This is a genomic window from Lebetimonas sp. JS032 (genome assembly GCF_000523315.1).
Classification (GTDB): Bacteria; Campylobacterota; Campylobacteria; order Campylobacterales; family Nautiliaceae; genus Lebetimonas.
On the sequence record NZ_ATHS01000001.1, the window covers coordinates 127,444 to 154,276 of the forward strand.

Genomic DNA, 26,833 nt, shown 5'->3' on the forward strand with positions numbered 1-26,833 from the left:
TTTTGTATTCAACATTCATAATTCATAATTTTATTATACCACTTTTGTTATAATTTCACAAAAAAGGTAAATAATGAAACTTTGGGGCGGAAGATTTTCCAAACAGGCTGCAAAAATACTTGATGAATTTAACGCATCACTTCCTTTTGATAAAAAGCTTTATCTCGAAGATATAGAAGGCTCAATAGCACATTCTCAAATGCTGGCAAGTCAGGGAATTATTACACAAGATGAAGCTGAAAAAATAAAAAAAGGTTTACTTCAGATAAAAAAAGAAATAGAAGAAGGTAAATTTCACTGGGATATATCCGATGAAGATATACATATGGCTATTGAAAAAAGACTTATTGAATTAATTGGTGATACAGGAAAAAAACTGCATACTGCAAGAAGCAGAAACGACCAGGTGGCGGTTGATTTTAGAAGATGGGTATTAAAAAGAAACATAGAATTTTCTGAAAAAATAAAAGAGCTTATTGAAGTTTTTATTAAATTAGCAAAAGAAAATATTGACACAATAATGCCCGGGATGACACACCTTCAACACGCTCAGCCAATTAGCTTTGCTTATCATATGCTGGCATACGCCTCTATGTTTAAAAGAGATTATGAAAGGTTTATTGAGAGTTACAAAAGAAATAATAAAAACCCGCTTGGATGTGCGGCACTTGCAGGTACGCCCCATCAAATTGACAGGTTTAATACAACAAAAGCTCTCGGGTTTGATGAACCTACAATTAACTGCTTAGACAGCGTAAGTGACAGGGATTTTGCGTTGGAAATATTGTTTAATATTTCAATGCTTATGATGCATGCAAGCAGAATAAGCGAAGAGATGGTTTTATGGTCAACAAGCGAATTTAGATTTATTACTCTGAGCGATGAATACTCAACCGGAAGTTCCATAATGCCACAGAAAAAAAATCCGGATGTGCCAGAACTTATAAGAGGAAAGACAGGAAGGGCTTATGGGAATTTAATGGCACTTTTAACTGTTATGAAAGGGCTTCCGCTTGCATATAATAAAGACACCCAGGAAGATAAAGAGGGAGTGTTCGACAGCGTAAAAAATGCATTAATTTCTATTGAAATATTAAAAGAAACACTAAAAACCATGAATGTAAATAAAGGAAATATGTATAAAGCGTGTAAAAAAGGTCATTTAACTGCCACTGATTTAGCAGATTATTTAGTAAAAAAAGGAATTCCGTTTAGAGAAGCACACCACATAACAGGAAAAGCAGTAGCATTAGCGGAGAGCAAGGGAGTTGATTTAAGCGATTTAAGTATTGAAGAATTAAAACAAATAGATGAAAGAATAGATAAAGATTTAGATTTAAGCCTTGAAAATTCAATGAATTCCAGAAAAAGTTTTGGAGGCACAGCCCCTGAGAGTGTAAAAAAACAAATTAAGTATTTTGAAAAGTTTTTAAAGGAGCATAATGATAAAAATTAGACATATAAATAATCATATTTACGAAGCCACAAATGGAAAAGATATAATAATAATTGATCCTAAAAAATACACCCCTGTAGATATGTTTGTAACAGGTCTTGCAAACTGTTCGGCATATGATGTTGTAGAACTTTCAAAAGCAAAAGGAGAAATAGAAAATTTTACTTTGGAAGTTGAATATAAAAGAAAAGAAACTTATCCCAAAATTTTTACCGAATTTCATTTTATTTACAGTTTTAATTCAAAAGCGGATAATATGACGGCAAGAAGATGGGTATTAAGTTCACTTGAAACATACTGTTCAACTATAAATACCGTTCGAAATACAAGTAAAATTTATTATACTATCAAACACAATGGAGAAACCATAGCTTTTAAAGAAAGCATATTGTCAGGACAGACACACGAAAACATTCGTGAAGAATTTGAAGACGACGACGGATTTGGCTGTATAGCCTGAGGAGGATAATCAGGGCTTCGTTGAAGCCAAAACATTTCACAAAATCAAATAAAAGGAAGAAAAATGAAAAAATTAATATTGGTTTTAATAGCTGTTTTTGCCTTCGCAAAACATGGCCAGACTAACGACCCTGCCCTTCAGGAAGCACTTCAGGGACATTACATAAAAGCATTTAGAATGTTTGATAAAAGATGCAGTGAAAATGACGGATATGCCTGCGGAATGGTTGCATATTTTTACGACAAAGGTTTGGGGGTAAAAAAAGACCTTAAAGCCGCAATTGATTATTATACAAAAGGATGTGCCCTAAACGACAATGACAGTTGCACTATTTTGGGATATTACTATTATAAAGGAATTGGTGTAAAAAAAGATTTAAACAAAGCTGTAACTTTACTTAAAAAAGCGTGCAACAACCATTCAAAAGACGCATGCAATTATTTAAAAGAAATTGCCAATATAAAATGAAATACGTCATTTACGGCGATATTCACGGATGTCTGGAAGAATGGGAAGAGCTTAGAAAAGAAACAGCAAAAGGGGCTTTTGAAATAAGTGTTGGAGACATACTTGATAAAGGTCCCTATCCTGTTGAAGCTTTGCGTTATGCTAAAAAAAACAAAATTTTTACAATTATGGGAAACCACGAATACAAACATTTAAGAAAATTTTGGGGGAGAAAAGTTCATTTGGATGAAGACCAGCAAAAAATTTATCCAAAGCTTAAACAAAAAGATTTTGATTTTATTTCTTCTATGCCGTTTTTTTTAAAATTAAATCATTTAACAATTCTTCATGCGGGCATTACAAACAGAATTTATCTAAACAATCCACCTTTAAATATTATGACACTGCTTTTATTTTTAAGGGAAGTGGATGAAAACGATAAATTTTTACCTTTAGACAATAATAATCCAAATGCAAGATACTGGGCAGATACATACAATGGACACGAAGGATTTGTGGTATATGGACACAATCCTTTTTTAAATCCAAAAATCAATAAACACGCCATTGGAATAGATACAGGCTGCGTCTATGGAAACAAGCTCACAGCAGCAATTATCGAAGATAGTGTAAAGATAAAATATTCAATTATTCAGGTAAATGCAAAACAAAAATATGCCGAGCCTCACGCACCTTTACAATAAATGGAAAATGTAAAATGGGTTTTGCCCATCTGGCTGCTTGAAAAGCAGCTATAATGATAAAAATGTTGAAATAATGTACATTTTAAATACTTTTAAAATTTGCTGTTAATTCAAAATTGATAAAATAATTTCAAAATCTTTTAAAGCAAACAAAAATAATTTTACTCCAAAAAAGAAAAATAATACAGCTGCTATTTTATTTATTATATTTAGCCATTTATCTTTTATTTTAATTTTAGAGCTTATTACTGCCCCAAAAACAAATGCAGCAATGATTCCTAAAAAAAGACTTCCACAACTTAACATAATATTTTTACTCATAAAAGGGGTAATAATAACCGCAAAAAATATCATAGCTTTCGGGTTTGAGAGATTAAGCAAAAGTGCTTCTTTATAGATATCTTTTGAATTTTTACAGACTAAATTTAAATGAACTTTTTCCTTAAAAATAATTATAGAGATTCTAAACAGATAAATACTACCTGATATTCCCACAATTATTTGGAAATATATATTTTTACCTATGCTGCTAAGCCCAACGGCCACAAGCGTTAAATAAACAATATTTCCTGTAAGTATTCCGGCAACCGCCGTTAGTGAACTTTTAAGACCATGACAGAGTCCCTGCCTTATTACATAAAATATATCCGGTCCGGGAGTTAATGCAGCAACAAATCCAATACTTGCTAAAATTAAATATTCCAACAAATTCCTTTTTGATAAAATTATATAAAAAAAGAGGTCAAATGAAACCGTTTATTGTAATGGATATTGTAAAAGAAGCCCAAAAATATGAGAATGTTATTCATTTGGAAATTGGAGAGCCTGATATACTGCCCTCACCTAAAATTAAAAATGCCGCATTGAAAGCTATCGAGGAGAACAAATTTTTTTATACAGAGTCTAAAGGATTAAAAAAATTAAGAGAAAAAATTGCAGACTATTATAAATATTTTTACAATGTTGAGGTAAATCCTGAAAATATAATTATTACCACCGGAACTTCCACCGCATTTTTAATTGCTTTTTATTTCAGCAAAATTATTGCAACCCCTACTCCCGGATATCCTTGCTATGAAAATTTTGCTAAGCTTGAAAATAAAAAATTTATAAAAATACCTACTAAATTTCCCAACTATGAAATTGATTTAAAAGCATTAAAAAATATGGGCTTTGACACATTAATGATTTCAAGCCCAAATAATCCTACAGGAAGCGTAATTGAATCTAAAAAACTAAAAGAAATCTGTGAATTTTGTGAAAATAACAACAAACTTTTAATAAGCGACGAACTATATCACGGACTTGTTTATGAGAAAGATTATACAACAGCCTTAAAATTCAATAAAAATGCAATTGTTATTAATGGATTCAGTAAATATTTCTGTATGCCAGGCTTTAGAATCGGATGGATAATTTTGCCTGATAATTTAGTAAGAACTGCCGAAATAATCGCCCAAAACATCCTGATTTCAGCCCCTACTGTTTCTCAGTATGCCGCACTTGAAGCTTTTAATTATGAATATCTTGAAAATACAAAAACTGAATTTAAAAAAAGAAGGGATTTTTTATATAATGAATTAAAAGATGTTTTTAAAATAGCAAAACCTGACGGGGCTTTTTATTTATGGTGCGATGTTTCAAAATATTCAGATAATTCTTTTGAATTTGCAAATGAACTTTTAAAAAAAGCAAAAGTAGCCGTTACACCTGGAATAGATTTCGGTGAATTTAAAAATTATATAAGAATAGCTTATACAAAAGATATAAAAGATTTAAAAAAAGCTCTAAAAAGAATTAAAAATTATCTAAAAATTTGATATAATTACACTCCACGCGGCGGTGGCGGAACTGGTAGACGCGCAAGATTGAGGGTCTTGTGGGCGAATAAGCCCGTGGGGGTCCGAGTCCCCCCCGCCGCACCACTTAATAGCCTAAAAACCCCATAAATCAATATTTATCAAAATATTTAATTAAAATTTACCCACTTGTTTACCCACTAAATTGATTAACAATAACTTTTTGAATCTGAATTAAACTATATGTATTTTATTATCAGTTTATATAATTTTTTAAGATTTATTTGTTTAGTTCTGTTTGGTTTTGGTTTGGAAATTTATTTTTTATTGAATATCTTGTAGCCTTATAAAGAGGAAAAATAGAAGTGAATTGAAGTAATAATTAGTCTTAATTATCAAATAAAAATTTAGCAAACTCATCTTCTTCTTTTTGCAGCCAATCTTTCATTTTTTCGCGGCTTTTTATGCTAAATCCCATTTCTTTTGCAATTTCAAACATTCTTTTAAAGGCATTATCTCTTATCCTTAGATAAGGATTTGCAATTGGATTTCCGCTTGAATTTTCAATAACTCTTCCTTGCTCTATTAAAGCAGCTTCTGCTTCATTCCATTCTTGAAAAGCAAGTGCATAAGCTCTTATCAATGCAAAATCAAAATCGCTCAATACGCCATTTTCTTCCAATAAATTAACAATTCTTTGCTCTTCTTTTTTACCAATTTTATTCAATTTAGCTAATCCATTAACTCTATTAAAAATCTTTTTTAATTTTGGGTCATTAACTTTTGCCCTTCCAGCTCCTGGTCTTGCTCCACCTCTCATTTATACTCCTTGCAAATTAATCAAAAGGTTTGAAATTAGTTTTTGTTTTTTTGCGACTTGGCCGCCGACTGACCGCTTTTGCCTAAAAAATTTCAAACCCGCCCCTCCCGTTATTAGATATACAGTTACATAATTACTGTAAAATATCTTGTATTTAAACTACTAAAAGCAATATCATCATTTAAATTTTTTATTGTCTCGCATAAAGTGATTATTTGATTTTCTATAATGTCAATTTCCTGTTTATCAAATCCATATATTTTTGATTTATCATATTTTTGTTTTGTTTTATTTAATAACTGTTCTAATTCTTTTATTTGTGCTTTCCAAGCCGCAATAGCTTTTTTATATTCATTCAAATAGTTTTCTTTTTGTTCTTTTTCTCTACTGACATAATAATTAATAAGAGTCTTTAAAGTATTATATTCATCTTCTGGATATTTCTCGCCAAGTATTCTATAAGCCGCTAATTTCAATAATATCCAATGGTCTACTTTTCCATTCATAAAAATAATATTATCAGCTTGAATTCCTCTTAAATTGAATTCTTTCATTAAAAATTCTCTAACTTTGAATAAACTGAAATAATAATCTTTATTGCTTAATTCTACACCATATAAGTAAAGATCAATAATATTTGTCGGAATATTTTTTGCAAATGAATCAAGTCCCAATTCCTCAAAAGCTTCTATTATTGGCCTAATTTCTTCTTTTATAGCCTTTTTACTTTTATTTGTGATTTGAGACATCATATTAACTGCTTGATATATATTCATTTTCTCTCCTTTATTAAATTGTGTTTTTTTAAATAATTTTTTAATTCTTCAAAATCTTTTTTTGTTTTTGCTTTGAAGTTTTCATCTTTTTTAATTCTACTTGTTATTTTTTGTTTCATTTCAATGTATCTTAATTTTGCAAGTGATAATGCTTCTTCTTTTTTCATTTCCACTCCTTTTTAAGCACTTGGGGCTTCTGTTTTCCAAGGCTCAAATTCTATTAATTTTTTTCTTATATTTTGGACTTCTTGGATAAATTCATCATTATCAATAACCTCAATATCTCTTTTAATCTTATTAATCAATTCATTTGCCTCATAAGAGATAATTTGTAAATCAGCTCTTGGGTTATCCCTAATTATTTTTTTCATTTCTTTCCAATAAGAGATATTTAGTGTAATTGGAAAATCAAATTTTGAATTAATCAATAGTTTATTTAATTTTGAAAAATATTGATATAACTCATTTAATTCATCACCAATCAAAATTCTTTTTAAATCAGCAATACTTTTTACTTTATTTTTCCCAAAATACCCATTAACCTCTTTTTTCTTTTTAGCAATAAACCCGTTATATTCCACAATAAAATTAAACAAATCAATAATTTCTGGGTGAATCATTAAAACTCCTTTTATAATTTTTATAAATTATCTCATTTTTAAAATCATTTTATAAGTCCTAAATAGGCCTTTTTTATGGTTTCTTTATCACAATCTTTATAAATTTCTTTAATTTTTAAAAATGTTTCTGATTCATATAATAATTTTTGCAAAATAGCCCCGTGAGATATACCTGTTGCTTCTTTTATTCTTTCTAATACAATCACATCGTCCATATCTAAATAAGGTCTGTATCTGATTTTATAACTCATTTCTGCTCCTTAAAAGTTTTAAAAAAAATTTTTTTTGTTTTTTTTGTCGATTTGTCGACAACCCTATTAAAAGCCCGTATTTATGGAGGTTTGAGTGTCGACAATTCTAAAAAGAAATGTCGTAAAAAAGTCGACAAAAAGTCGGCTCATTGACACTTTTTTTTATTTTTCCAATATTTCGGCATAAAAAATAGAAAAAATTATTTTTTTTCAATAAGAAAATACCAGTTTTTATCTTTTCTTTTTATATACCCTAATGCTTCAAGTCTTTTAGAAAATTCCCTTTTCCCTACTGGTCTAATACCACTTTCAAAACTCCACTCTTTATATTCATTATAAAAATCTTTAATATATTTTCTAAAATAGTCTGATTTTTTATAATTATTTTCATCTAAAAATTGTAAAACGCTGTCAATATCTTTTATAAATTGTTTTCTTGCTTCTTTGCATTCATTAGAAATAAAAACATCTTCATTTATTAATACTCTTTTAGCTCCGTCTATTATCCAGTTAAGCACGCCCGCTGGATTTTGCAAAATCTTTAAATGCAGCTTTTTATCTCTTTTTTCTCTTGGTATTGTCCTTTTAAAAGGAATGATTAAAAATCTTCTAAAAAAGCCGTCAGTATATTCAATTTCTTTAAGTTTCATTTGATTAACCGCAAATATTAACCTCGCATAATTTTCCATTGTGAATGGTTTGCCGTATTTTTGCCTTGCCCCAATCGGTTCTCCACTTGCTAATTTTTTAAATGTATCGCTTTGAAGTTTTTTAGTATTGTTTTCACTTCCAAAATTAAGCAATTTATCTTTTATCAGTGCTCTGTAATGCTCCTGCATTAAATCATCTAATGAATAAAAGCTGACATTCTCACGCCCCAATACTCCCGCAATTACTTCCATTACTACGCTTTTACCATTTGCACCGCTCCCATATAAAAAAGTTGCATACTCTAACTTTATGCCTTTTACAAAAATACTTCCAATTACTTCTTGCAGTGTTCTTTGCGTCTCTTTATCTGGTAATACTTCATCAAGGAATTGAAGCCATAATTCATTAACTGCTTTTTCATCATAAGCAAATGGTAACTGGTAGGTTAAAAAATCTTTATAATCAAATTTTTTTAACTGCATATTTTCAAGGTCTAATGTTCCATTTAAAAGATTAATCACACTTAAATTATTAGATTTCTTATAAAACGGCTCTATTTCGCTTAAAAATTGTTTATATAGTTTTTCTTTGAAAAGTTCGTCTTTTGCTTCAATAAGAGGTATTCCTGTTTTAATAATAAATTCTCTCAATAGATAAACAATATCATCTTTATAAAAAGGTATCCAATAAGCACCATTAAAAAGATAAATTGTCTCGCTTTTATCTTTTGTGATTTTCCAATTATTAGAATTTGCAATATCGTTGAAATATTCAATTAGTGCGACTTTTAAATGTTTTTGTTTAAGAGGCAATGGTTCTCCATCTTTATTATAACTTGGAATATATCCAAGTTTCTCTTTTGCATAATCAATAATATTAATTTTTTCTACATTTGCTAAAAGGCTGCTTATTAATTCTTTTTTTTCTTTGCTTATTTTGTCTTCTTTGCTTTTATGTTCCATTACTTCGTCTGCTGCATTAACATTTTCTAAATTTTCATTATTTTCCTTTTCATTTACTTGATTCACATCGCTTTCATATGGTATAATCTTTTTAAGGTTAACATCAAAATCGCTCATTTCATTTCGATAAATCATCATTTAAACTCCTTTCTTTATATCTTGTGTAGCTTCTTCATTTGATTGTAAAGCAATAAAGCAAGCTAATAAATGAAATACTTTTAAATAAACGCTGTCATATAAATCTGATATACTGCATAAATCACTTAAATCTTTAACTTTTTCTATATCTTTAAAATGTGAAAATTTTTTTCTCAAATCCCATACTGATATACTTCTTCCCACTGGCTCTAATTGCTGAATCAAATTAATGATATTTTGCTGCAGTTCTTTTTTTAATTTTTTATAACTTTCATCTTGTTCGTTTTTATAATCTAAATCTGGTAATACAATAAAATCCCATTTATTGCCCTTTAAAAGTGAGAGTTCATCCACTTTGAAGGTTTTGTAATTCTTACTTGGTAATGCAATAAAGTTTATTCCAAGCAATATTGCGGTTAAATAATCGTGTGTGCCTTCTATTATAAAAACTGGGTCACTCTCATCTGTGATTCTTATTTGGGAATATTTATTAGCTTGTGTTTTGGATAATGCTTTCCATTTTATACCTCCTTTTCTTCTGTGTCTGATTGATAAAATTTCGCCTTTTGGTGTTTTAGTGAGTGCAACTAATTCATCCAATTTTTTATCATATCTGACTACTTCTAAAAATTCATCTCTATCTTCCTCTCTTGCTGTTTTGAAATATTCAATCGGAATAATTCTTGATATAATTTCACTGGCTTTTTTACTATCTAACGCATAAAGAGGAATAAAAGAATCCCAAATTTTTCTTAATTCCTCTTGTGTTCTATATGCTGGCTCTTGAATTTTGATTTCAATCTTTGGTATTTTTACCTCGCTATCGCTTAACCCTAAATGATTCATTACAAAATTTTTGGCCTCTTTAATATTCATTCCCACATATTCAACTAACACATCAAACACATCTCCATTGAATCCAGTTCCAAAATCTTTGATTCTAATGCTCCCGTCTTTTGCCTGATATATACTTGCACTTGGATTTTTGTCATCATCTCTTAATCTGAAATTTCGATTAGTTTTTACCTCAAATCCAACTGCTTGAAGTATTGATATAACCTCTTCTTTGGTTAAATATTGTTTAATTGCTGCAATTTGCATTTTTCATCCTTTGCAAATGTTTTTTTATTTTTGCAATTTGCCTTTTAGAAATAATAGAGTTCCTTTTTTTTATTTTTAATTTGTAATTTTTAATCTGTTTAAGCATTGAAAAGTCTTTTTTGAAATAATTTGCTGCAATTAAGTCCAAGCAGTCTGCACGCTTTAACTTTTGCCTCAATTTCATCTTTTGCACTGATTACAATTCCAACTTTTCCAATGATAATTTGATATACCTTGTCTCTGATTTTTGTTATTTGTATTTCTCTTGCTTTCATTTTTTTTGCCTTTAAAGTGGAAGTATTAAGTTTAATGTTCCGCTTATGATTAAAATCTCAATCTGTGCTAAACCTTTTTGCAATACTTCCCAGCCTTTATCTGTAAGTTCTAAAATATTCACATCACTAAAAGTCAATTTATGCTCCTTTAAATAATCTTGAAGTCTTTTATTTTTTAATGCTTTTTCTCTTAATGGAATTAGTTTCTTTGTTTTCATTTGGTATCTCCTTTTTATCGTTTAGATATTAATTTCATTTAATTATATATCAAATACCAGTATTTGTCAAATATTTTGTATCATTTATAATTTTTGATATAATTAAAATTATTATTTTATTAAAGGTAAATTTATGAAAAAAGAAAAAGAAGAATTTAATAATTTGCTTCAAAAAATTGGTCTTAATAGAAAAGAATTTGCTGAACTTAGCAAAGTCCCTTATAATACTGTTAAAATGTGGGGTATAGATAGAAAAGTTCCCAGCTGGGTAAAACCTTTCATTGAAAATTACATAAAAGCCAAAAAGTTTGAAACTGCAAAAAAAGCTCTTTGTGAGAATAATTTTTCTGATACTACCAACGATTAAATTTTTATCTCTAATTCTTTTATATCTTAACGCTGTTGCATTTTTTTCTATTTTAAGTATAATCATATTGCTAAACCTTTTAAATGCTATTGAATCACTTTATTTTTATTGCCTTGTAAAAGAAGATGGACTTGTTTTTCTTTTATAAGGCTTTACCTCATTGGCTTCTTGAAAATTAATCTTTTTATCAGTTTTTAAAAATTCATCTTTTGCTTCTTTGAAATAATTAGTATTGTCAAATATCCATAACTGCACTAACTCGTAATAAGTCAATCCTGCTTTTAAAGGTAAAAGTTCTCTTTTTATACTTTTACCAAGCATTGACTTAATTTCCATTTTCAAGTTCTGCTGTTCTTTTTGCTAAATATTCCTCAAATGCTTTTTTGTTGATTAAAGTTATTTTCGGACTTGGTTTAAGTGGCTTTGGGAATTCTTTATCTTTTATCCATCTATAAAGAGTGGCTCTATCAATTCCAAATACTGCATAAATTTCATTTGGTCTTAGATATTCTTTTGTGTCTAAATTTTTTAATGCCTTTGTTTTTGCTTGTAAGTTTTGCATTGTGTTCCTCCTTTATTAATTGATTTAATTTGATACAATGCAATTATGAGGGGAAAAGAAAAAATTAAGGTAAAAATTTCTATCATAGATAGCTTTTTTTACCAAATAAAAAAGTAAGGAAAAATAACGATTTTATGGGTGTTTTATGTAGTCAAAATTTTTAAAAATTTCTTTAAAATTTTTATCAGGTTGAAAAATTTCTATTTGTTTTTTTGCATAATATATTTTTTGCTTTTGCTGCTTTACTAATAAATTTATAAAAAAATTTTTAAAAGTATCAAAATTAAGATTAAATTCATTTGTTATTAAATAAATTAAATTGTTAAATAATGTGTATTTTTTATAATTATATGCTGGAGTATTTTTTGTGATATAGAAAACTTTTTTTAATTCATCTTCATTTTTACATCTATAAACTATATCATTAAATTTAATATTTTTAATTTGCAGTGCAAAATCGTATATTTGATAAAATTTATCATAATAAAGTAAAAAATTAATTATTATTTTTTCTATTAAAATATAAGTCCTTTTTTCATCATCAATAAAATTTAATAAGTTATGCTCTAAATCTTCAAAAAATTTTTTTGGCTTTGTTATCCTAAAATCTTCTAAATTAATGCAATTCATAAAATCCAAATTGTAGTAAATAATATTAAGCAAATTTTTAGCTTTTTCAGTTTGAAGTTTATTTTCTAATTCCTCATAAATAGTTTTTGCTGTATTAAATAAAAAATTAATTTTTTCTTCTAAAGTTAAATTTTTATCAATTTTAAAAGTTTCTTTAATAAATGTATTTTTTACAGTTTCATATTTTGTTTTATTAATTTCTAACTTAGGCTCTTCTAATATTTCATTTGGAAAATATCTTTTTAAAAAATATGAAAAATCATTTTTTAAAAGTTTTTTTATAGATTTTGTATGAATATTTATCAAATTTTTAAGTTTTTCTTGGTGCTTTTTATTATATTCCGTTGCTAATTCTTTTAATCTCTGTTCTTGTGTTTTTATTCCTATACTATTTAAAAGATTTATAGTATTATCTAATGTTTTTTTCATATTATTTAATTTATCTTCAAATGTAATATTAATTGTTTTTAAATTATTATTTTTTAAGATTTTATTAATATTATTAATTTTCAAATGAAAATCTTCATTTAATATATTTTCGCTATAATTGCTTTGAATCTCTTTCATCCTTTTCCTTTTCCAAATCATTAAAAATAATTATACTAAATGATACTAAAATAAACGGATAAGAATAATTTTGCCTTTAAGAAATGGGGTCTTTATATCTGATGCAGGGATTATAAAAGAGGATTAATCAGTAATTAATTTTTCTAACTCTTCGCATTTAAAAAGATAATTTTTGCAATTTTTCTTATTTTTTAAAATTATTTCATATTCTCTGTGAGTTCCTATCCACCCAAAAATTGCTATTTTAGGATTACAAGTTAAATAACATAATATGCGGTATTGAGTATTTGGAATTGAGAGAGATATTATCTCATCTTTGCCGCATTTTATTTTATGTGGTCTTATAATATGATTTGAATAAATATCTTTTTTAACAATATTTTTAAGCTCTTGGTATCGTTCTTTTGTTATTGAAGAAGATTTTATAATATATTTAAGAAGTTTTTTAAATTTTTTGGTTTCTAATATCTTCAACTTCTTTTCTCATTTCAAGCATTGAAGTATTGAAGTCAAATGTAACTAAATCTTCATATAATAAATTAAGCTCTTTTTTAATATTTGCAGGTAAAGAAGTATTTAAAAGTTTTTCAATATAAAATTTAAGCTCGATTATTTCATCTTCTAATTTTTCAAAATTTTTATTTTTTATAAGTTCTTCTAAATTATCATTAAGTATTTTTATATTTTTTCTAATAGCTTTTATCCTTTTTTCAAGGTTATAATTATTTGCTTTTTGATAATTATCAATTACACTTTTTAAAAAATCTTTAAAAAGGTCTATTAAATTTATACTTTGATATGTAAAAAAACTATTATTCAATACTGCTTGCATTTTTTCACGCTCCTGTTTTTTAGTAATACAATTATAGCACATTGAGACTAAGTGAACTGGGTGCAAACTGGGTGTAAAATTTTGCACCCTTGAGAAAATTCCCATTTTACCGGTATTTTCTTTATATTTATATTATATTTTTTTATTTTTTAGGTGCAAAAAATTTAATAATTTTACACCTTAAAGAAATACCGTAATTTAGGGGTTTTAATTAATTTAGGGTGCAAAAGGTGCAAAAAATTTGCTAAAAAATTATTTTTGTAAAAATTTAATATTTATTTGCCTTTTAAAGGAAAAAGTTTAATTTTGATGTCAATGGGGTGTAAAAACTGGTGTAAAAAAGGTGTAAAATCTTGAAACATTTTACATCACTAAAAGTCCCATAAATAGGGGATTTTAATCTTAAAATGTAAAAATGTAAAAACTTTTAAAAAAAAAATTATTTTTTTCATAAATAAAAATATTCCTTTTAAAAGGCAAAAAAATAAAAATTATTAAATGTGTTTATAAATATTATCGTGATTGTCTATATCAAGCAGGTATATTTCATTATCTACTACTAAAAAGTATAAAAGTATCCTGTAATTCATTGTAATTGAAACTGAGTGATAGTCTGTTCCTTGAAGTTTATGAAGTCTTAAAGATGGGTGAAACGGATTTTCTTCTAAAATAGATAAAATCTTATAATACCTCTCTTTTAAATCTGGGTGCTTTTTTAAAAATTTAACACTCTTTTTTATAAATTTATCATCATATACTAACTTATAACTCATTCTCTATTCTCTTAATAAGCTCATCAGCATTAGATACAAAAGCCTCATTTTTTTCTTTTTTTGCTTTTAGTTCATTATAAGCTTTATCAAGCATAATTTTTTCATATTCTTCAATAGGTAGCATTACATAAGCTGGTTTGCCTTTAAAGGTAATAATAGCTTTGTTTTCTTTTTTTATCTCTTCTTCAACGGCTTTAATTCCTCTTTTTCTTAAATCAACTACATTTATCATAATATAACCTTTGATGTGTATTTAGATATACATATTATAACATATAATGCCTTTAAAAGAGAAAATGAATTTTTGAGAAATATTTTACAAATTTATACTTTTTTTATGAAAGCGTAATTTTGGTGTCAATGATGCGACAAAACTTACTACAAAAAGCCGACATTTTTTAAAAGAAATGTCGACACTAAAACATCGTATTTATGGGCTTTTTTTTCTTTTTCCGACAAATCGACATAAAAAAAATAAAAAAAATTATTTTTTTTCATAAATAAAAATATTCCTTTTAAAAGGCAAAATTAAAAATTAATTAAAAACTCTTCCCACCATTCAAGCAATTTTCTTCTCTCTTTTAAAAAATCGCTTCTCATATAAGCTCTTGTTACTTTGTTACCAACTTTATGATTTAATTGAAGTTCTATTGCTTCAACTGATATATTATGCAGTTTTTGATTTTCATAAGCAAGTGTTGAAAATGTAGCTCTCCATCCGTGGGGATTATGTTCTTTGGTTAAATATTCCCTGTAATATTTACTTAATTTACTTGAAAAACTGTCTTCTTGCAATTTTTCTTCTTTAAAGGTATATACTGGATAAATTTGTTTAAAATAAATAAGTATTTCAATTAAAGTATCAGTTAAAGGCATTCTAAATGGTTCTTGATTATCTTTATATGTTTTTGGAGGATATATTATAAGTTTTTTTTCAAAATCTACATAATCCCATTTTAGACGATAAAGTCCTACGTTTCTTAATCCTGTTAATGCTTGAAATTGCAAAAGTTTCTTTACTGTAGGTGTTTTGATATTTAAAATCTTTTTATATAATTCTCTTGCTTTATTAGGTTTTAAAATGGCTTTCATTTTTGTTTTTTCTTCTTTTGGTAATAAATGCTTAACATCAATAGTAAAAGCTGGATTATATTCAAGCAGTCCTAAATTAATAATATAGTCAAATATTTTTTTTATAACCTGTAATACTTCTTTTGCTTTATAAGTTTTATTTGTGCTTCTTGTTGCATTAGGTAATTTAATTTTAGGGACTTGTTTAATGATTTCAATAATATCAGTTCTTGTTATTTCATTAATTTTTTTATTGCCTATAAATGGTTGAATATAATGAATATATGTCCCTAAATAATTCCGTTTAAATCTTGATTCTGTAACTTCTTTTTTCTTTAATTCTAAAAATTGATTTGCAAAATGATTAAATGTTTTTGTTTCTTGTTTTATTTTTAATTCTATTTGCTTTTGTCTTTTATATTCATTTGGATCAATGCCTTTTAAAAGAAGATTTCTTATTTCTTGTGCTATTTTCCTTGCTTCTGATAATCCAATAGTTGGATAATCTCCAATAGTATAATAACTGTCTTTTTTACCAAGTTTATACCTTAAACGCCATTTATAGCTTTGTCTGACTAACATTAAAGTTAAACCCTTAACATATCCATCGGTGATTTTTTTCTTTTGCTTTTTTATTGCAGCATTAATTGCTTTTTGAGTTAAAGGTGATATTATTTTCACGTTCGGTGCTCCTTTCAAAATTTACCCACTTGTTTACCCACTAAATTATGAGTTACAAGGATAACATAAGAGAAAGATTGAGACAATAAATTTTTATAAAAGCCCATAAATTCTTTATTTTGTGATACATACTGAAACACATTGAAATATATTGATTATGCTCCCCCGCCGCACCAGTATATTTTAATAAAATCCCTTAAATTCATAGCTTAAAATTAAGTTTCTTTGATAGTCCATCTAACAGTCCAAAAATTAAATTTTATTTTACATCGCTTTATTACTGATAAGCTTAATGCTTCTTGCCAATAAATACCAGGCAAAAAGAGGGCCGAACATTATTCCGTAAGCTAATCTTGAAGCAAGTCTAACTCCCTGTTTTTGAAATATTTTTTTCATTGCTTTTTCAAATTGAGAATATGTTATTTTGTTTTTGTGATATGCCATTAACAATGGCCAAACTAATGCAACTGAACTCATTGTAACTCCGGAAACTACTACTTCAGTTTCATTTACAGGCTCTATACTCTCTATTAGTTTATCTACATTTTCTTTTGTAATATTTTCAAGCATTTCATTTGATATATCAGTCCCAAATACTTTATGGGCATATTCAGGATTATGTTCAAAATAGTCTGAAATTTCTTTTGTAGTTAAGATGGGGGTATCTGGATAATTTAATAATGCATGTTCAATAATTTCTGGATTCTGTGTAGCTTTTAGGGAGAGTGCAATTTTTTCTCCTGTATCTGTATTTGTAAAAATTATATCAGAATCAGGATGAGATTCATTTGTAAACATATGGGCTTTAATATTATCATTATCACTGTTTTCTAAATCTGTTACTAAAATTTCAAACATTTTACCTTTTATTGTATTGATAGCCCCTTCTAACTGCTCTGGGGAATATTCGGAAAATTTTTTTGCAATTTCTTCAATTGGGGTATTTTCATCAAATTGAGAAGACCATCTAAGTCTTATAGCCTCTTCAAAAATTTTTCCCAAAGGCCCTTGTAATTTATCATAATGACCGCTTAAAAGATAAGCCATAGCAGCTGATGCAAAAATTTCGTCTCTTATTTCTTTAGTGTCGTAAATATCGCCATTAAGCCACATTTTAAGTCTATTGGCTACTTTTTTTAAGTTTTCAGTATTAAAAGTATTTTTTAAAATACTTAATTGATGAATATACAAATTTTTTGATTTATTAAAAATTTCAAACCACAATCTTTTAGGTATTTTAAAACTTCCGCTTTTTTTTACCTCTTCAAAACCCACCCAAAAGGCTATTCCAATAAGATTGGTAGTAAATATTTCTGCTAATATCAAAGGATTAAGACCTGGAATTATAGAAAAAAGAGAAAAAGAAAAACTGAGAATTGTTTTAAAAATAAATAATCCACTTCCTATAATTCCAATATATTTAAAAATTTCAGTAGGTCTTAAAATACTTATGCCTACATGTCTTGCTATAACATATCCCATCCAAGCCTCAAATGCAATAGATACATAAACCCCGACTCCGAGCTGTCCTGGAAGGCCTGCTAAAATTGCATTTATTATTGCCACTTGTGTAATTACATTATAAATATCTTTATTTAAAGTTTTATCAGGATAATAAAATACTTCTTTAAAAGGTTCAAATATAAAATCTCTTAATTTTACATCTTCAAACAGAGCTGAAATTTTATTTATATTATTAGAGAGCCACTCTTGTGCTTTTTGAATATTTATTTTGTTTTTGTAATTGTGGAATTTTGATTTTATGTAGTTATAGATGGTCATAGCATATCCTTGTTATTTAAATAAAAAAGAATTTCTTTCTTTAAAATTTTCAATTCGTTCTTTGCTCCTATCCCAAAATATAAGATTTTTATTTTTTTTGAAAAGATTTTTAATTGCTCTTGGTTCTTTGTTTATAATATCTTTGCAAGGTTTTAAATAAATATTTTTTAATAGAATTCATTTTTCAAGTTACATTATTGTTTCTATTTTTTCTTTAAATTTATATTAAAAATACCTTGCAATATTTCTTTTTTATTATTTGTGTCATAATTTTCAGTAAAGTAATATACTAAATTACTTAATTTTATATTGTGTATTTTATAAGCTTTTTTTAAAATTTTTACTACTTTTTCATATCCTTTATTTGAAAGTTTAGCTATAGGAGTATTATTATATATAATATTTTTATAGCTTAAAATTAATGATTTGTCTTTTAAATAAACTCCTTTTAATTTATCTTGAAAATCAAAAGAAGCACCTAGATTTATATCACTTAATCCTAGTTCCAAAATCATTTCATTCGGCTCTTTATATGAATTTTTATTGAATTTGTATAATTCATTATTTTTCGCAAACTTATTAAAAAAATAATCATGATTTGTATAAATAAATAGATTTTTTTTAGCCCTTGTTATTCCTACATAATATCTTCTTATCAATTTTTCATTTAAGATATTATTGTGATTATTTTCTTTGTCCATAATTATTACATTATCAAATTCTTTTCCTTTAGATTTATGAAAAGTACTTATAATAATTTTTGAATTAGATTGATTGCAAAACTCGTCATCTAAATCATCTAATAAGCTTCTCCAAGCTTCATAAGTAAAATTTTCTTTATTTCTTATATAATTTATCAATTCTTCTATACAATAAAAATTTTTTGATTTAGATAAATATGAAATTTTTTTATAAGCTTTATTAATAACATCCTTAGTTAAAATATCATCATCCTCTAATAAATTATTTAAAATTGCATTATCAAATTCTCGAATTTCAAATAAATCATACCATTTAAATTTTTTTATATCGAGTATTAGTTTTGATTCGATATCATATTTTTTTAATAAGGCTTTCAACGTTAATGCATCATCATTATTATGAGTTAAAACAGCAATTTCATTGTCAATTTCCCCAATTTCTATTATTTTTTTAATTACTGGATCATAAAGATTTGAAGAAGAAAATTTTATTATTTCAAGAATCCCTTTATCTTGTTTTACAGGAGTTATTTCTATTTGTTTTTTCCTTTTTTTTAATTGTTTAATAAATTCATTAGCAAAATAAACTATATTTTTAAAACTTCTAAAATTCTTACTTAAAGTAAAACTCACTTTTTCTTTTTCGTTTATACTTAACAAGTTCCAAAATTCATCAAAATAAATTAAATCTGAACCTGTAAATTCCATTATCATTTGGTCATCATCTCCAACAGCAACAATTTCTTTAATTTCTCCGTATTTTATTAGTTCTTTTATTATTTCAAAAGTTTTAGGAGTAATATCTTGATACTCATCTAAATATAATACTGTTTTTCTAGGAACAATTTCTTTTTTTATATGTTCATCTAAACTTAAAAATTTATCAAATATATAATCACTTTCTCTTTCTCTATTTTTAATCAAATCTTTATTATTTTCTCCTAAAATATAATACAAATAGGAATGAAATGTATGAATATCCAATTTGTAAATATCACTCCCTATTAAATTATATAATCTATCTTTAAACTCAATCATAGCTGTTCTTGTGTAGGTTAACATTAAAAACAATTCAGGATTAACTTTTTCGTTATTTAAAATTAGATTGGCTATTTTATTAACAAGGGTTTTTGTCTTTCCGCTTCCAGGACCAGCTAAAATTAAAATCTGTTTTTTCTTACTTTTAACAATTTCTTTTTGTTCTGAAGTTAAATTTTCAAATATTTCTTTATATTTTGTTTTTGTTATAAAATAATTTATATATTTTTTTACAAATTTAACATAATGTTTTATGAAATCATCTATTGGCATTATAAAATAAGTTTTTAAAAATTCTTCATTATTAGAATTAATTTGCCTTATTAAAAATTCATTCATTATATGTATTTTTTTTCTTTTATTTTCATAATATAATTTTTTACGCTTATTATACATCTCATTAGTATATTGATTTACAAATCTTTTAATTTTTAAAACATATTGAGGATAATAAATTATAACTCCATCAATTAAAGTAATAAATTTTGAATAATGCATATATACAAGATAATCATTTATTTCTTTTTCTTTCAGTTCGGGAATTGTATTTCGTATTTCCGATAATTTTATTTCATTTTTATCCTTTAAACATTCTTTATATATTTTATATGTATTATTTAATCTTTTATTAATTAAATCTTGAAAGGAAGTAAGGTTTTGTATTCTTATAGACCATAAACTTAATTTTTTATCTAATCTTTTAACTTCTACAAATTCTTTCCAATTATTTAAAATTCTTTCTAAAGTTTCAATAAGTTTTTTATTGTTTTGCTTATTATATCTTTGAAAATTTTTATTTGTAGATTGTTTAAATTTTTCAGCAATTTCACGAAGCTTTAATATTTCTTTCTCGTTATTGATAATTTCAGTAATTAAAAATCTCTCTAAAGTAAAATACATCCATTGAATTGGTTTATTAACTTGAAAATGAATTTTTTTATCTTCACTAATTATTCCTTTTTCTTTTAATTCTCTAATAGCTTGAATAATATCTTTTTCATTTTTACCTAATACATAAGCAGCTTCAGATATATCTAATGACTTTCTTGATTTCTTTTTTATAAATCTATAAACTTCAAAAGCTAAATTTATTTTTTCATCACTAATTTCTAATAATTCTTTAACTTTTTGAAGATCATTAATTTCTATAGAATTTGCATAAATAGTATAATTATTTGTTTCTCTTTCAATTAAACCTTCTTCGACTAATTCAGCAATAATATCATCAAGTTTATGCTTATATTCATTATTATTAACATCAATACTAAGTTTCGATTTTATAGCTAAATCTACTGGGGTTATATAAATTTTATCTTTTTTGAAATCTTTCAAAGCTTGATAAACAGCCTGAATTTCATCTCTAGTAATAATGCTATTTTTTAACTTATGCAAATATTTGTCAAAATCTCCTTCGTAATAAAGAGTTATACACTCTGCTTTTGGAACAATCTTTTCATCTCTTCCTGCCCTTCCAGATTCTTGCATATAATCTTCAATATTTTGAGAAGAAGTAAAATGAATAACACTTTCAATATCAGGCTTATCAACTCCCATACCAAATGCAGTAGTAGAAACAATAATATCAATATAATTATTAATAAAATTTTGCAAAATTTCTTCTCTATTTTCTTTTTTTGAATGAAAACTCTCAACCCTATAACCAGTTTCAATATTTAATTTATTAGCTACTTCATCACAATCTTTAATAGAATTGGGAATATAAATAATTTGTTTTGGTTTTACAAGATTTAAAAGTTTTTTATATTTTTCTTCAAATACATTATTTTTATTTGCATTTACTTTTATAACTTTATAAATTAAATTTTTTCTTTTATTATCCGCAATAAATTCTTTAAATTTGATCTTTAATTTATCATAAAAATATGTTTTAATATCTTCAATAACTTCTTTAGATGCTGTTGCACTAAATAAAGAAATTGGTGGTATATCATCTTGATACATTTCTTTTAAAAAATCTCCAATATATCTGTAATCAGGCCTAAAATCATGCCCCCACATGGATATACAGTGGGCTTCATCAATTACTACTCTTGATATGTCTCTATTTTTTAAAATATTTCTTATTGTTTTAAATCTCAAAGATTCAGGTGCTATATATAATAAACTAACTTTCCCATTTTTTGCATCTTCTATAAGTTTTATTCTTTCATTAGGAGTCAAAAAACCGCTCAAAGCTCCAGCTTTTATTGATGTATTGTATTTTGAATTAAATCCATCTATCTGGTCTTTCATTAAACTTCTTAAAGGAGAAATGATTAATGTTAACTGATTATAATGTTCTGCATCAAAGATTGCTGGTATTTGATAACAAAGACTTTTACCACCACCTGTAGGCAATATAGCTAATATATTTTCCCGGTCTAATGAATATTTTATAATGTCTTCTTGGGAAATATCATCATTAAATAAATCATCTTCTAAAGGCTTAAATTTTCTAAATTCAAATTCATCATTATTTGATAAGGTTTTTATATATGATTTCAATGAAATTTGTTTAGATTTTAAAATTAAATCATTTTTTACTTTTTTTAAATTTTCAATATTTTTATAAGCAAATAAGGGAACAGACTTGTTGAAATATTTTGATAAAAAAATAATTGCTATTTCAAGAGGATATTTATTTATATAATCTTTATCTAAATTAAAACATTGATTTATTGTGTTAAAAATTTCTGTTTCATTACAATAAATTAAATCTAAACCAATATATTTGAAAAAACCTTTATAATATTCATTATTTTTTAAAAGATAAAACAATGAGCATTTAATATTTTTAGGTAATACTTTAAAATTAGTACATAATTCTGAAAAAATAGTTAACGATTCTTCTGCATCTTTTATTGGATTATTTTGTTTTTCTTCTTTTTTATATTCTTTTTCTAAGGCATGAGATGATTTTCTATTTAATAAAATTGATAAATATAAAGTATCAATGAAGTTTATTTTTTTAATATATTCATATGTGTTGTTTCCTTGATTATATAGTAATTGAGGTATATCATAATTTACAATATTATGTCCACCTATAAAATTTATATTTTGATTTTTTAAAAATTCAGTAAATTTATCAAGAGTAAATAAATGACTTCCTGGCTGAACTCCTGCTCTTTTTTCACCATTAATTGTATCAATATCAAAAAAAATCAAATTATAATTCAATACATTTTGAATATATTTAATTAAATTTTTTTCATCTAAATTCAACTTTTCAAAATTTAAGCATTTAACAATAAGGTATTTATCAGATAATTCTTTTAAATCATTAATATCTTCTTTTAACCAATATTTTTTAGTAGGTAAATCATATTCATCCATATCATCATAATCTATAAATTCCCAATCTTTGCTATAAACAAAGTATCTATTTTTAATTAGATTATTTAGTTGTTTATAATTTACTTCTCCAATTTCTAATAATTTCAATTATTGCCTTCGTTATAAATTAATATAAATTTAAGTATTCTAACATATCTTTAATTAATTTTGAAAGTGGGCGTTTGTTTATTTCATCTTCACTGATATATCCACCGCTTATAAGCCTTGTCAAATCTTCTTTGTTTCTAAAAAATGTCCCTTCATATTTTTTGAAAAGTTCATCAAGATAACTTTCGTCATACATGTATGTTTTTTGGATGAGTTCTAAAATTATGTCTTTATGTTCATTATATAAATTTTCTAAATTAAAGACTTCTATATGATTTTGTGCTTTTAAAGACTTAGTCTCTATTTCAATATTAAATCCGTCTATCGAATGATAAAAACTTGTATCTTTTAATTTTAAAGAAAATTTTATTTCTTTATCTATATCATCAAAAAAAGGATGTAAATGATTTTTTTCAGAATTACTTTTTTTATGATTACAAGTATGACATGAAGGGACTAAATTATATAAATTTAAAGCTAAAAAAGGATATTTTTCTTTTGGATAATAATGGTCTAATTCGACAGTTGTTTCTTTTTCATTAAAATTTAAAGTAAAATTTCTATTACAATAAAGACATACATTAGCTTCAGCTAATTTAACAATTTTATAACCCCATTTTTTTCGTAATGAATTATAAGCTTTATTTACAATGTCAGTAAGTTTCTTTTTATCGTCTATGTTTTTAAAATATTTTGAATATTTTTTTATTATTTCATCCAAATTTGTAGACAATAAGATTTCTTTAAAATCTATAGAATCATTAATTTTATTTTGTAAATATTCAAAATATTCTTTTATATTCTTTAATAATTTGCACTTCTTTTCATGGAAGACAATTGTCTCATTATCAATTAAAATATTGGATATTGAGTAATTTTTGATTTTACATTTACCATCAATAAAACATTTTAGAAATTCTTTTTCAATCTTCTCAGTAATTTTAATTCTTTTCAAGAATTTTTCCTTAGTATTTCCAATCTATGTTTCAATAATTCCATTTCTTTTTTAATTTCATCTATTTCATTAACTTTTGATAATCTTTTACTGTCAAGCATATTTTGAAGCTGTTTTTTTATAATCGGCTCACCAATTATATTAATTATTTGCTGAGCTTTTTCATCTGAATCAATTTTTGATTTTTCATTATTAAGATATTTAATTACATCATCTATCTTTTCTTTTGCAAAATCGCCAATAAGTCCATCTTCCATAAAAAATGCATGCGAAAGTAAAGTATGAATATTTGAACCAAAAGTATTGATATTCACTTCATCACTAATATTCTTCCCATCTTTTAAAAAAATAATATTTTCTTTTGGGATGTCTGAAAGTAAAAAAGGTGAGTGTGTAAGAAAAAATAGATTTATCTTTTTATTGAAATTTGTATATTTTTTAAATTGTTCAAAAGTAAAAATTATATCTTTTAAATATTTTCTTTGCCACTCTGGATGAAGTCCTAATTCAATTTCATCTAAAAATATATTAACTGAATCATACTCTTTTGTATTTAAATTATTTAATTGATATAAAAGTCCTATTAAAAATTCAAATTTTATTTTTTCACCACTACTTAATGAATTTAATGATTTTTCCCCTTCAAAAAATTCAGCTTCAAGCCACCCAGGAAAATAATAGATAATATTTTCTGTATTATCTAATTTATTTAAAAAAATTTCATTTTTTTCATTATTAAAAATTTTTTTTAATTTATCGTAATATTTATTTTTATGAAATTCAAAAGCTATTTCAATTTTTATTAAATTATAATCTTTATCGTTAAAATTAAAATTTGTATCATTTATATAATCTTTAAATTCAGCTAATAAATTTTTAAATTCCTTTTCAATTTTAATATTTTTAATCTTATTTTCAAAATTTTCAATCTTATCAATTATCTCATTTCCTAAATTTTTTCTTTGTTTTATATATTCTCTTTTTTCAATAAGTTTAAATAATAAATAGAGTAAATTTAAGTTTTTATAATTATAGTTTTCATAATAATTATATATAGTATTGATAATATTCAAATGATCCAAATTTATTGCGTAATATATATCTTCTTTAAAAGCTAATTTTTCAAAAAAAATTATATATTTATGAATTATTTTATAATAATTAGTATTTAATTTTTCAATTATAGATTCATTTTTTGATGCATATTGTGCGGTATCCTTATCAGTCCATAAATCTTCATTTTCATACTTTAAATCATTCAAAATTTGTGTATTAATTAAATTTTTAGCATATTTTATTTTAATTCTATCTGGATTAAAAAATGAAGTGATTTTGTATTTATTTAATTTATTGTTTAACAAAGCATAAAAAAGCAAAATTCTTTGATTTGTTAGTGTTTTTATTAAATTTAAATCTAATTTATTATCTTTTTTATACGGTTCAATTAATAATGGAATATTATAATTATCTTTTCTGTGATAAATTTCGTTAACCCAAGGACTTTGCTCATCAAACCATGAATCCGTTGAAAAATTATAATAAATTGAAAATGATGTTATTTTATTCTCATAATTTGATATATTTTTTAATTTAAATTCATCCAATGAATGACCAGATTTTTTAATATTAATAAATTTAAATCCTTTTTTTTGGAACAATTTTTTTATATATTCACTATCAATTTTAAAAAATTCATTTTTATCTTTTATTATTAAAAAGAATTTATGATTTATATAATTATCAATAAATAATGTAGTTTTTTTATTTATAATATCATCTTCTTTTGCTTTATCATTTTCACACCAAACAGATTGTTCTTCCTTAAAAAAATACAAATAAATTAACTCAAAAATTACTTTTACAAGATTACTTTTCCCGCTTCCATTTTTTCCAATAATAGCCTTAACATTTATATTTTCAGGAAAGATATTTATATAGTTTGTTTTTTCTTTAATTGTTAATTCTTCTTTTTCAAAATTATAGTTACAGTTATATTTTGAGGAGAGATTAAAACCTTGATTTTTGATATTTTTATATTCTTCAATCCAAAAATAAATTATTTCCATTTATTCTGCTTTAAATTCCTTTTCTATTATTATATATTCTCTAAATGTTCTTAGAGATAAATTTTCATTGTAATGATTTTCTATTATTGTTTATTGTTTTTTCTATTTCTCATATAGTTTTTTCTGTCATTATGATTATTATATCAAGTATTTGTGTTAAAATATTATTAATATAAAAAATCTCTAATATATTTGCTAATAATAATCTCAAAAAAAAGGAAAAAAAGATGAAAAAACATAACCCAAAAATTGAAATTCTAAAACAATATTACGATAAATATAAAAGCTATGACAAAGCTACCCAAAAAATGTTAGAAGAAGGAATAATAGAAGATATAAGAGAAGTAAAAGGGCTTACCCTTGAAGAAATAGGCTATGTTTTAGGAATTACAAGAGAAAGAGTCAGACAGTTAGAAAGCAACGCTATTAAAAAATTAAAACAAATAGCTTTTAAAGAAAAAATAGATTTGAGGGATTTTGTTTAATCAAAACAAAAACCCAAACAGCCAAAGTGGAATTTCATCAAATCCTATTTCAATATCATCTTTTATAATATATGCATTTTCAAGGTTTTTTATTTGTCTTTTAGTTTTATTTTTCCCTCCTATTTCAAATACGTAATTTTCATCCACTATATAATCCCCCTGTTTTGAATATCTGATTGTATGTTTAAAAAGTTGTGATAC

General features: G+C 25.1%; 30 protein-coding genes and 1 tRNA gene. 8 read left to right on the forward strand and 23 right to left on the reverse strand.

Annotated elements, in window-relative coordinates; genetic code table 11:
- The first annotated feature begins 73 nt into the window (after nucleotides 1–73).
- From argH to DZ65_RS0100655, 4 genes are all read left to right on the forward strand, one after another.
- Nucleotides 74–1,456 carry an argininosuccinate lyase gene (gene argH / locus DZ65_RS0100640; RefSeq protein ID WP_201767403.1) on the forward strand — a complete coding sequence of 461 codons (1,383 nt, stop codon included), beginning with the start codon at nucleotides 74–76 and terminating at the stop codon, nucleotides 1,454–1,456.
- Nucleotides 1,443–1,916, forward strand: a complete 474-nt coding sequence (locus DZ65_RS0100645; RefSeq protein WP_051428147.1) for an OsmC family protein — start codon at nucleotides 1,443–1,445, stop codon at nucleotides 1,914–1,916. Before argH ends, DZ65_RS0100645 begins: the two co-directional genes overlap by 14 nt.
- A 63-nt stretch (nucleotides 1,917–1,979) precedes the next feature.
- A complete protein-coding gene (locus DZ65_RS0100650) occupies nucleotides 1,980–2,384 on the forward strand; it encodes a cysteine-rich Sel1 repeat protein (RefSeq protein ID WP_024786783.1) in 405 nt (134 codons plus the stop codon).
- The gene (locus tag DZ65_RS0100655; protein WP_024786784.1) at nucleotides 2,381–3,067 is read left to right on the forward strand and encodes a metallophosphoesterase; all 687 of its coding nucleotides are present in this window, start codon (nucleotides 2,381–2,383) and stop codon (nucleotides 3,065–3,067) included. Before DZ65_RS0100650 ends, DZ65_RS0100655 begins: the two co-directional genes overlap by 4 nt.
- 105 nt (nucleotides 3,068–3,172) lie before the next feature.
- On the opposite strand, the gene DZ65_RS0100660 is transcribed toward DZ65_RS0100655, so the two are convergent.
- Complete coding sequence (locus tag DZ65_RS0100660) at nucleotides 3,173–3,772, reverse strand: LysE family translocator (RefSeq protein WP_024786785.1); 600 nt, start codon at nucleotides 3,770–3,772, stop codon at nucleotides 3,173–3,175.
- A gap of 41 nt (nucleotides 3,773–3,813) precedes the next feature.
- On the opposite strand from DZ65_RS0100660, the gene DZ65_RS0100665 reads away from it, so the two are divergent.
- Nucleotides 3,814–4,887, forward strand: a complete 1,074-nt coding sequence (locus DZ65_RS0100665; protein WP_024786786.1) for a pyridoxal phosphate-dependent aminotransferase — start codon at nucleotides 3,814–3,816, stop codon at nucleotides 4,885–4,887.
- 16 nt (nucleotides 4,888–4,903) lie between these two features.
- Nucleotides 4,904–4,992: transfer RNA gene (locus DZ65_RS0100670), tRNA-Leu, on the forward strand.
- Between the two features lie 262 nt (nucleotides 4,993–5,254).
- Here DZ65_RS0100670 and DZ65_RS0100675 read toward each other — a convergent pair.
- From DZ65_RS0100675 to DZ65_RS0100720, 9 genes are all read right to left on the reverse strand, one after another.
- A complete protein-coding gene (locus DZ65_RS0100675) occupies nucleotides 5,255–5,686 on the reverse strand; it encodes a phage terminase small subunit P27 family (protein WP_024786787.1) in 432 nt (143 codons plus the stop codon).
- Nucleotides 5,687–5,811: 125 nt separating this feature from the next.
- On the reverse strand, nucleotides 5,812–6,462 hold the full coding sequence (locus DZ65_RS0100680) for a hypothetical protein (protein WP_024786788.1): 651 nt from the start codon (nucleotides 6,460–6,462) through the stop codon (nucleotides 5,812–5,814).
- Nucleotides 6,459–6,629, reverse strand: a complete 171-nt coding sequence (locus DZ65_RS10650) for a hypothetical protein (protein ID WP_156920199.1) — start codon at nucleotides 6,627–6,629, stop codon at nucleotides 6,459–6,461. Before DZ65_RS10650 ends, DZ65_RS0100680 begins: the two co-directional genes overlap by 4 nt.
- 12 nt (nucleotides 6,630–6,641) lie before the next feature.
- Nucleotides 6,642–7,082: a hypothetical protein gene (locus tag DZ65_RS0100690; protein WP_024786789.1), complete on the reverse strand. Its 441-nt coding sequence runs from the start codon at nucleotides 7,080–7,082 to the stop codon at nucleotides 6,642–6,644.
- A gap of 44 nt (nucleotides 7,083–7,126) precedes the next feature.
- Nucleotides 7,127–7,333, reverse strand: a complete 207-nt coding sequence (locus tag DZ65_RS0100695) for a hypothetical protein (protein ID WP_024786790.1) — start codon at nucleotides 7,331–7,333, stop codon at nucleotides 7,127–7,129.
- Between the two features lie 200 nt (nucleotides 7,334–7,533).
- A complete protein-coding gene (locus DZ65_RS09655; protein WP_024786791.1) occupies nucleotides 7,534–9,084 on the reverse strand; it encodes a phage/plasmid primase, P4 family in 1,551 nt (516 codons plus the stop codon).
- The gene (locus DZ65_RS10280; protein WP_024786792.1) at nucleotides 9,085–10,185 is read right to left on the reverse strand and encodes a hypothetical protein; all 1,101 of its coding nucleotides are present in this window, start codon (nucleotides 10,183–10,185) and stop codon (nucleotides 9,085–9,087) included.
- 98 nt (nucleotides 10,186–10,283) lie between these two features.
- Nucleotides 10,284–10,460: a hypothetical protein gene (locus tag DZ65_RS10655; protein ID WP_156920200.1), complete on the reverse strand. Its 177-nt coding sequence runs from the start codon at nucleotides 10,458–10,460 to the stop codon at nucleotides 10,284–10,286.
- Nucleotides 10,461–10,471: 11 nt separating this feature from the next.
- A complete protein-coding gene (locus DZ65_RS0100720) occupies nucleotides 10,472–10,678 on the reverse strand; it encodes a hypothetical protein (protein ID WP_024786793.1) in 207 nt (68 codons plus the stop codon).
- Nucleotides 10,679–10,811: 133 nt separating this feature from the next.
- On the opposite strand from DZ65_RS0100720, the gene DZ65_RS0100725 reads away from it, so the two are divergent.
- Nucleotides 10,812–11,045 (forward strand): hypothetical protein, encoded by a 234-nt coding sequence (locus tag DZ65_RS0100725; RefSeq protein ID WP_024786794.1) that lies wholly within the window; start codon nucleotides 10,812–10,814, stop codon nucleotides 11,043–11,045.
- A gap of 105 nt (nucleotides 11,046–11,150) precedes the next feature.
- Here DZ65_RS0100725 and DZ65_RS0100730 read toward each other — a convergent pair whose 3' ends face one another.
- The 12 genes from DZ65_RS0100730 to DZ65_RS10285 all read right to left on the reverse strand — a co-directional run bounded on the left by DZ65_RS0100730 (nucleotide 11,151) and on the right by DZ65_RS10285 (nucleotide 26,147).
- Complete coding sequence (locus DZ65_RS0100730) at nucleotides 11,151–11,366, reverse strand: CD36 family protein (RefSeq protein WP_162147619.1); 216 nt, start codon at nucleotides 11,364–11,366, stop codon at nucleotides 11,151–11,153.
- Between the two features lie 4 nt (nucleotides 11,367–11,370).
- Entirely contained in the window at nucleotides 11,371–11,607 is a 237-nt protein-coding gene (locus DZ65_RS0100735; RefSeq protein ID WP_024790489.1) for an AlpA family transcriptional regulator, read from the reverse strand.
- A 132-nt stretch (nucleotides 11,608–11,739) separates the two neighbouring features.
- Nucleotides 11,740–12,804, reverse strand: a complete 1,065-nt coding sequence (locus DZ65_RS0100740) for a hypothetical protein (RefSeq protein ID WP_024786797.1) — start codon at nucleotides 12,802–12,804, stop codon at nucleotides 11,740–11,742.
- A 123-nt stretch (nucleotides 12,805–12,927) separates the two neighbouring features.
- On the reverse strand, nucleotides 12,928–13,278 hold the full coding sequence (locus DZ65_RS0100745; RefSeq protein ID WP_024786798.1) for a hypothetical protein: 351 nt from the start codon (nucleotides 13,276–13,278) through the stop codon (nucleotides 12,928–12,930).
- Nucleotides 13,250–13,636, reverse strand: coding sequence for a hypothetical protein (locus DZ65_RS0100750; RefSeq protein ID WP_024790490.1), 387 nt, complete (start codon nucleotides 13,634–13,636; stop codon nucleotides 13,250–13,252). Before DZ65_RS0100750 ends, DZ65_RS0100745 begins: the two co-directional genes overlap by 29 nt.
- A 494-nt stretch (nucleotides 13,637–14,130) precedes the next feature.
- Nucleotides 14,131–14,409, reverse strand: a complete 279-nt coding sequence (locus tag DZ65_RS0100755) for a plasmid stabilization protein (protein ID WP_024786800.1) — start codon at nucleotides 14,407–14,409, stop codon at nucleotides 14,131–14,133.
- A complete protein-coding gene (locus DZ65_RS0100760; protein WP_035907669.1) occupies nucleotides 14,399–14,641 on the reverse strand; it encodes a hypothetical protein in 243 nt (80 codons plus the stop codon). The genes DZ65_RS0100755 and DZ65_RS0100760 overlap by 11 nt, the downstream gene beginning before the upstream one ends.
- Nucleotides 14,642–14,937: 296 nt before the next feature.
- Complete coding sequence (locus tag DZ65_RS0100770) at nucleotides 14,938–16,161, reverse strand: integrase arm-type DNA-binding domain-containing protein (RefSeq protein ID WP_024790491.1); 1,224 nt, start codon at nucleotides 16,159–16,161, stop codon at nucleotides 14,938–14,940.
- 264 nt (nucleotides 16,162–16,425) lie between these two features.
- Nucleotides 16,426–17,943 (reverse strand): hypothetical protein, encoded by a 1,518-nt coding sequence (locus tag DZ65_RS0100775; RefSeq protein WP_024786803.1) that lies wholly within the window; start codon nucleotides 17,941–17,943, stop codon nucleotides 16,426–16,428.
- A 203-nt stretch (nucleotides 17,944–18,146) separates the two neighbouring features.
- Nucleotides 18,147–23,126, reverse strand: coding sequence for a RecQ family ATP-dependent DNA helicase (locus DZ65_RS0100780; protein WP_024790492.1), 4,980 nt, complete (start codon nucleotides 23,124–23,126; stop codon nucleotides 18,147–18,149).
- 19 nt (nucleotides 23,127–23,145) lie between these two features.
- Nucleotides 23,146–24,081: an HNH endonuclease gene (locus tag DZ65_RS0100785; protein ID WP_024786805.1), complete on the reverse strand. Its 936-nt coding sequence runs from the start codon at nucleotides 24,079–24,081 to the stop codon at nucleotides 23,146–23,148.
- Entirely contained in the window at nucleotides 24,078–26,147 is a 2,070-nt protein-coding gene (locus tag DZ65_RS10285) for an ATP-binding protein (RefSeq protein ID WP_024790493.1), read from the reverse strand. The genes DZ65_RS0100785 and DZ65_RS10285 overlap by 4 nt, the downstream gene beginning before the upstream one ends.
- A gap of 227 nt (nucleotides 26,148–26,374) precedes the next feature.
- Between DZ65_RS10285 and DZ65_RS0100795 the strand changes: the two genes are divergently transcribed.
- A complete protein-coding gene (locus DZ65_RS0100795; protein ID WP_024786807.1) occupies nucleotides 26,375–26,632 on the forward strand; it encodes a sigma factor-like helix-turn-helix DNA-binding protein in 258 nt (85 codons plus the stop codon).
- Here the strand turns inward: DZ65_RS0100795 and DZ65_RS10660 are convergent, their stop codons facing one another.
- Nucleotides 26,633–26,779 carry a hypothetical protein gene (locus DZ65_RS10660; RefSeq protein WP_156920202.1) on the reverse strand — a complete coding sequence of 49 codons (147 nt, stop codon included), beginning with the start codon at nucleotides 26,777–26,779 and terminating at the stop codon, nucleotides 26,633–26,635. It abuts the gene before it with no gap.
- Between the last annotated feature and the right edge of the window lie 54 nt (nucleotides 26,780–26,833).

What these genes read in the sequence shown, in the direction of transcription:
- argH (WP_201767403.1), top strand. Translation starts at nt 74, where the DNA reads ATGAAACTTTGGGGCGGAAGATTTTCCAAACAGGCTGCAAAAATACTT.
- DZ65_RS0100645 (WP_051428147.1), top strand. Translation starts at nt 1,443, where the DNA reads ATGATAAAAATTAGACATATAAATAATCATATTTACGAAGCCACAAAT.
- DZ65_RS0100650 (WP_024786783.1), top strand. Translation starts at nt 1,980, where the DNA reads ATGAAAAAATTAATATTGGTTTTAATAGCTGTTTTTGCCTTCGCAAAA.
- DZ65_RS0100655 (WP_024786784.1), top strand. Translation starts at nt 2,381, where the DNA reads ATGAAATACGTCATTTACGGCGATATTCACGGATGTCTGGAAGAATGG.
- DZ65_RS0100665 (WP_024786786.1), top strand. Translation starts at nt 3,814, where the DNA reads ATGAAACCGTTTATTGTAATGGATATTGTAAAAGAAGCCCAAAAATAT.
- DZ65_RS0100675 (WP_024786787.1), bottom strand. Translation starts at nt 5,686, where the DNA reads ATGAGAGGTGGAGCAAGACCAGGAGCTGGAAGGGCAAAAGTTAATGAC.
- DZ65_RS0100680 (WP_024786788.1), bottom strand. Translation starts at nt 6,462, where the DNA reads ATGAATATATATCAAGCAGTTAATATGATGTCTCAAATCACAAATAAA.
- DZ65_RS10650 (WP_156920199.1), bottom strand. Translation starts at nt 6,629, where the DNA reads ATGAAAAAAGAAGAAGCATTATCACTTGCAAAATTAAGATACATTGAA.
- DZ65_RS0100690 (WP_024786789.1), bottom strand. Translation starts at nt 7,082, where the DNA reads ATGATTCACCCAGAAATTATTGATTTGTTTAATTTTATTGTGGAATAT.
- DZ65_RS0100695 (WP_024786790.1), bottom strand. Translation starts at nt 7,333, where the DNA reads ATGAGTTATAAAATCAGATACAGACCTTATTTAGATATGGACGATGTG.
- DZ65_RS09655 (WP_024786791.1), bottom strand. Translation starts at nt 9,084, where the DNA reads ATGATGATTTATCGAAATGAAATGAGCGATTTTGATGTTAACCTTAAA.
- DZ65_RS10280 (WP_024786792.1), bottom strand. Translation starts at nt 10,185, where the DNA reads ATGCAAATTGCAGCAATTAAACAATATTTAACCAAAGAAGAGGTTATA.
- DZ65_RS10655 (WP_156920200.1), bottom strand. Translation starts at nt 10,460, where the DNA reads ATGAAAGCAAGAGAAATACAAATAACAAAAATCAGAGACAAGGTATAT.
- DZ65_RS0100720 (WP_024786793.1), bottom strand. Translation starts at nt 10,678, where the DNA reads ATGAAAACAAAGAAACTAATTCCATTAAGAGAAAAAGCATTAAAAAAT.
- DZ65_RS0100725 (WP_024786794.1), top strand. Translation starts at nt 10,812, where the DNA reads ATGAAAAAAGAAAAAGAAGAATTTAATAATTTGCTTCAAAAAATTGGT.
- DZ65_RS0100730 (WP_162147619.1), bottom strand. Translation starts at nt 11,366, where the DNA reads ATGCTTGGTAAAAGTATAAAAAGAGAACTTTTACCTTTAAAAGCAGGA.
- DZ65_RS0100735 (WP_024790489.1), bottom strand. Translation starts at nt 11,607, where the DNA reads ATGCAAAACTTACAAGCAAAAACAAAGGCATTAAAAAATTTAGACACA.
- DZ65_RS0100740 (WP_024786797.1), bottom strand. Translation starts at nt 12,804, where the DNA reads ATGAAAGAGATTCAAAGCAATTATAGCGAAAATATATTAAATGAAGAT.
- DZ65_RS0100750 (WP_024790490.1), bottom strand. Translation starts at nt 13,636, where the DNA reads ATGCAAGCAGTATTGAATAATAGTTTTTTTACATATCAAAGTATAAAT.
- DZ65_RS0100755 (WP_024786800.1), bottom strand. Translation starts at nt 14,409, where the DNA reads ATGAGTTATAAGTTAGTATATGATGATAAATTTATAAAAAAGAGTGTT.
- DZ65_RS0100760 (WP_035907669.1), bottom strand. Translation starts at nt 14,641, where the DNA reads ATGATAAATGTAGTTGATTTAAGAAAAAGAGGAATTAAAGCCGTTGAA.
- DZ65_RS0100775 (WP_024786803.1), bottom strand. Translation starts at nt 17,943, where the DNA reads ATGACCATCTATAACTACATAAAATCAAAATTCCACAATTACAAAAAC.
- DZ65_RS10285 (WP_024790493.1), bottom strand. Translation starts at nt 26,147, where the DNA reads ATGGAAATAATTTATTTTTGGATTGAAGAATATAAAAATATCAAAAAT.
- DZ65_RS0100795 (WP_024786807.1), top strand. Translation starts at nt 26,375, where the DNA reads ATGAAAAAACATAACCCAAAAATTGAAATTCTAAAACAATATTACGAT.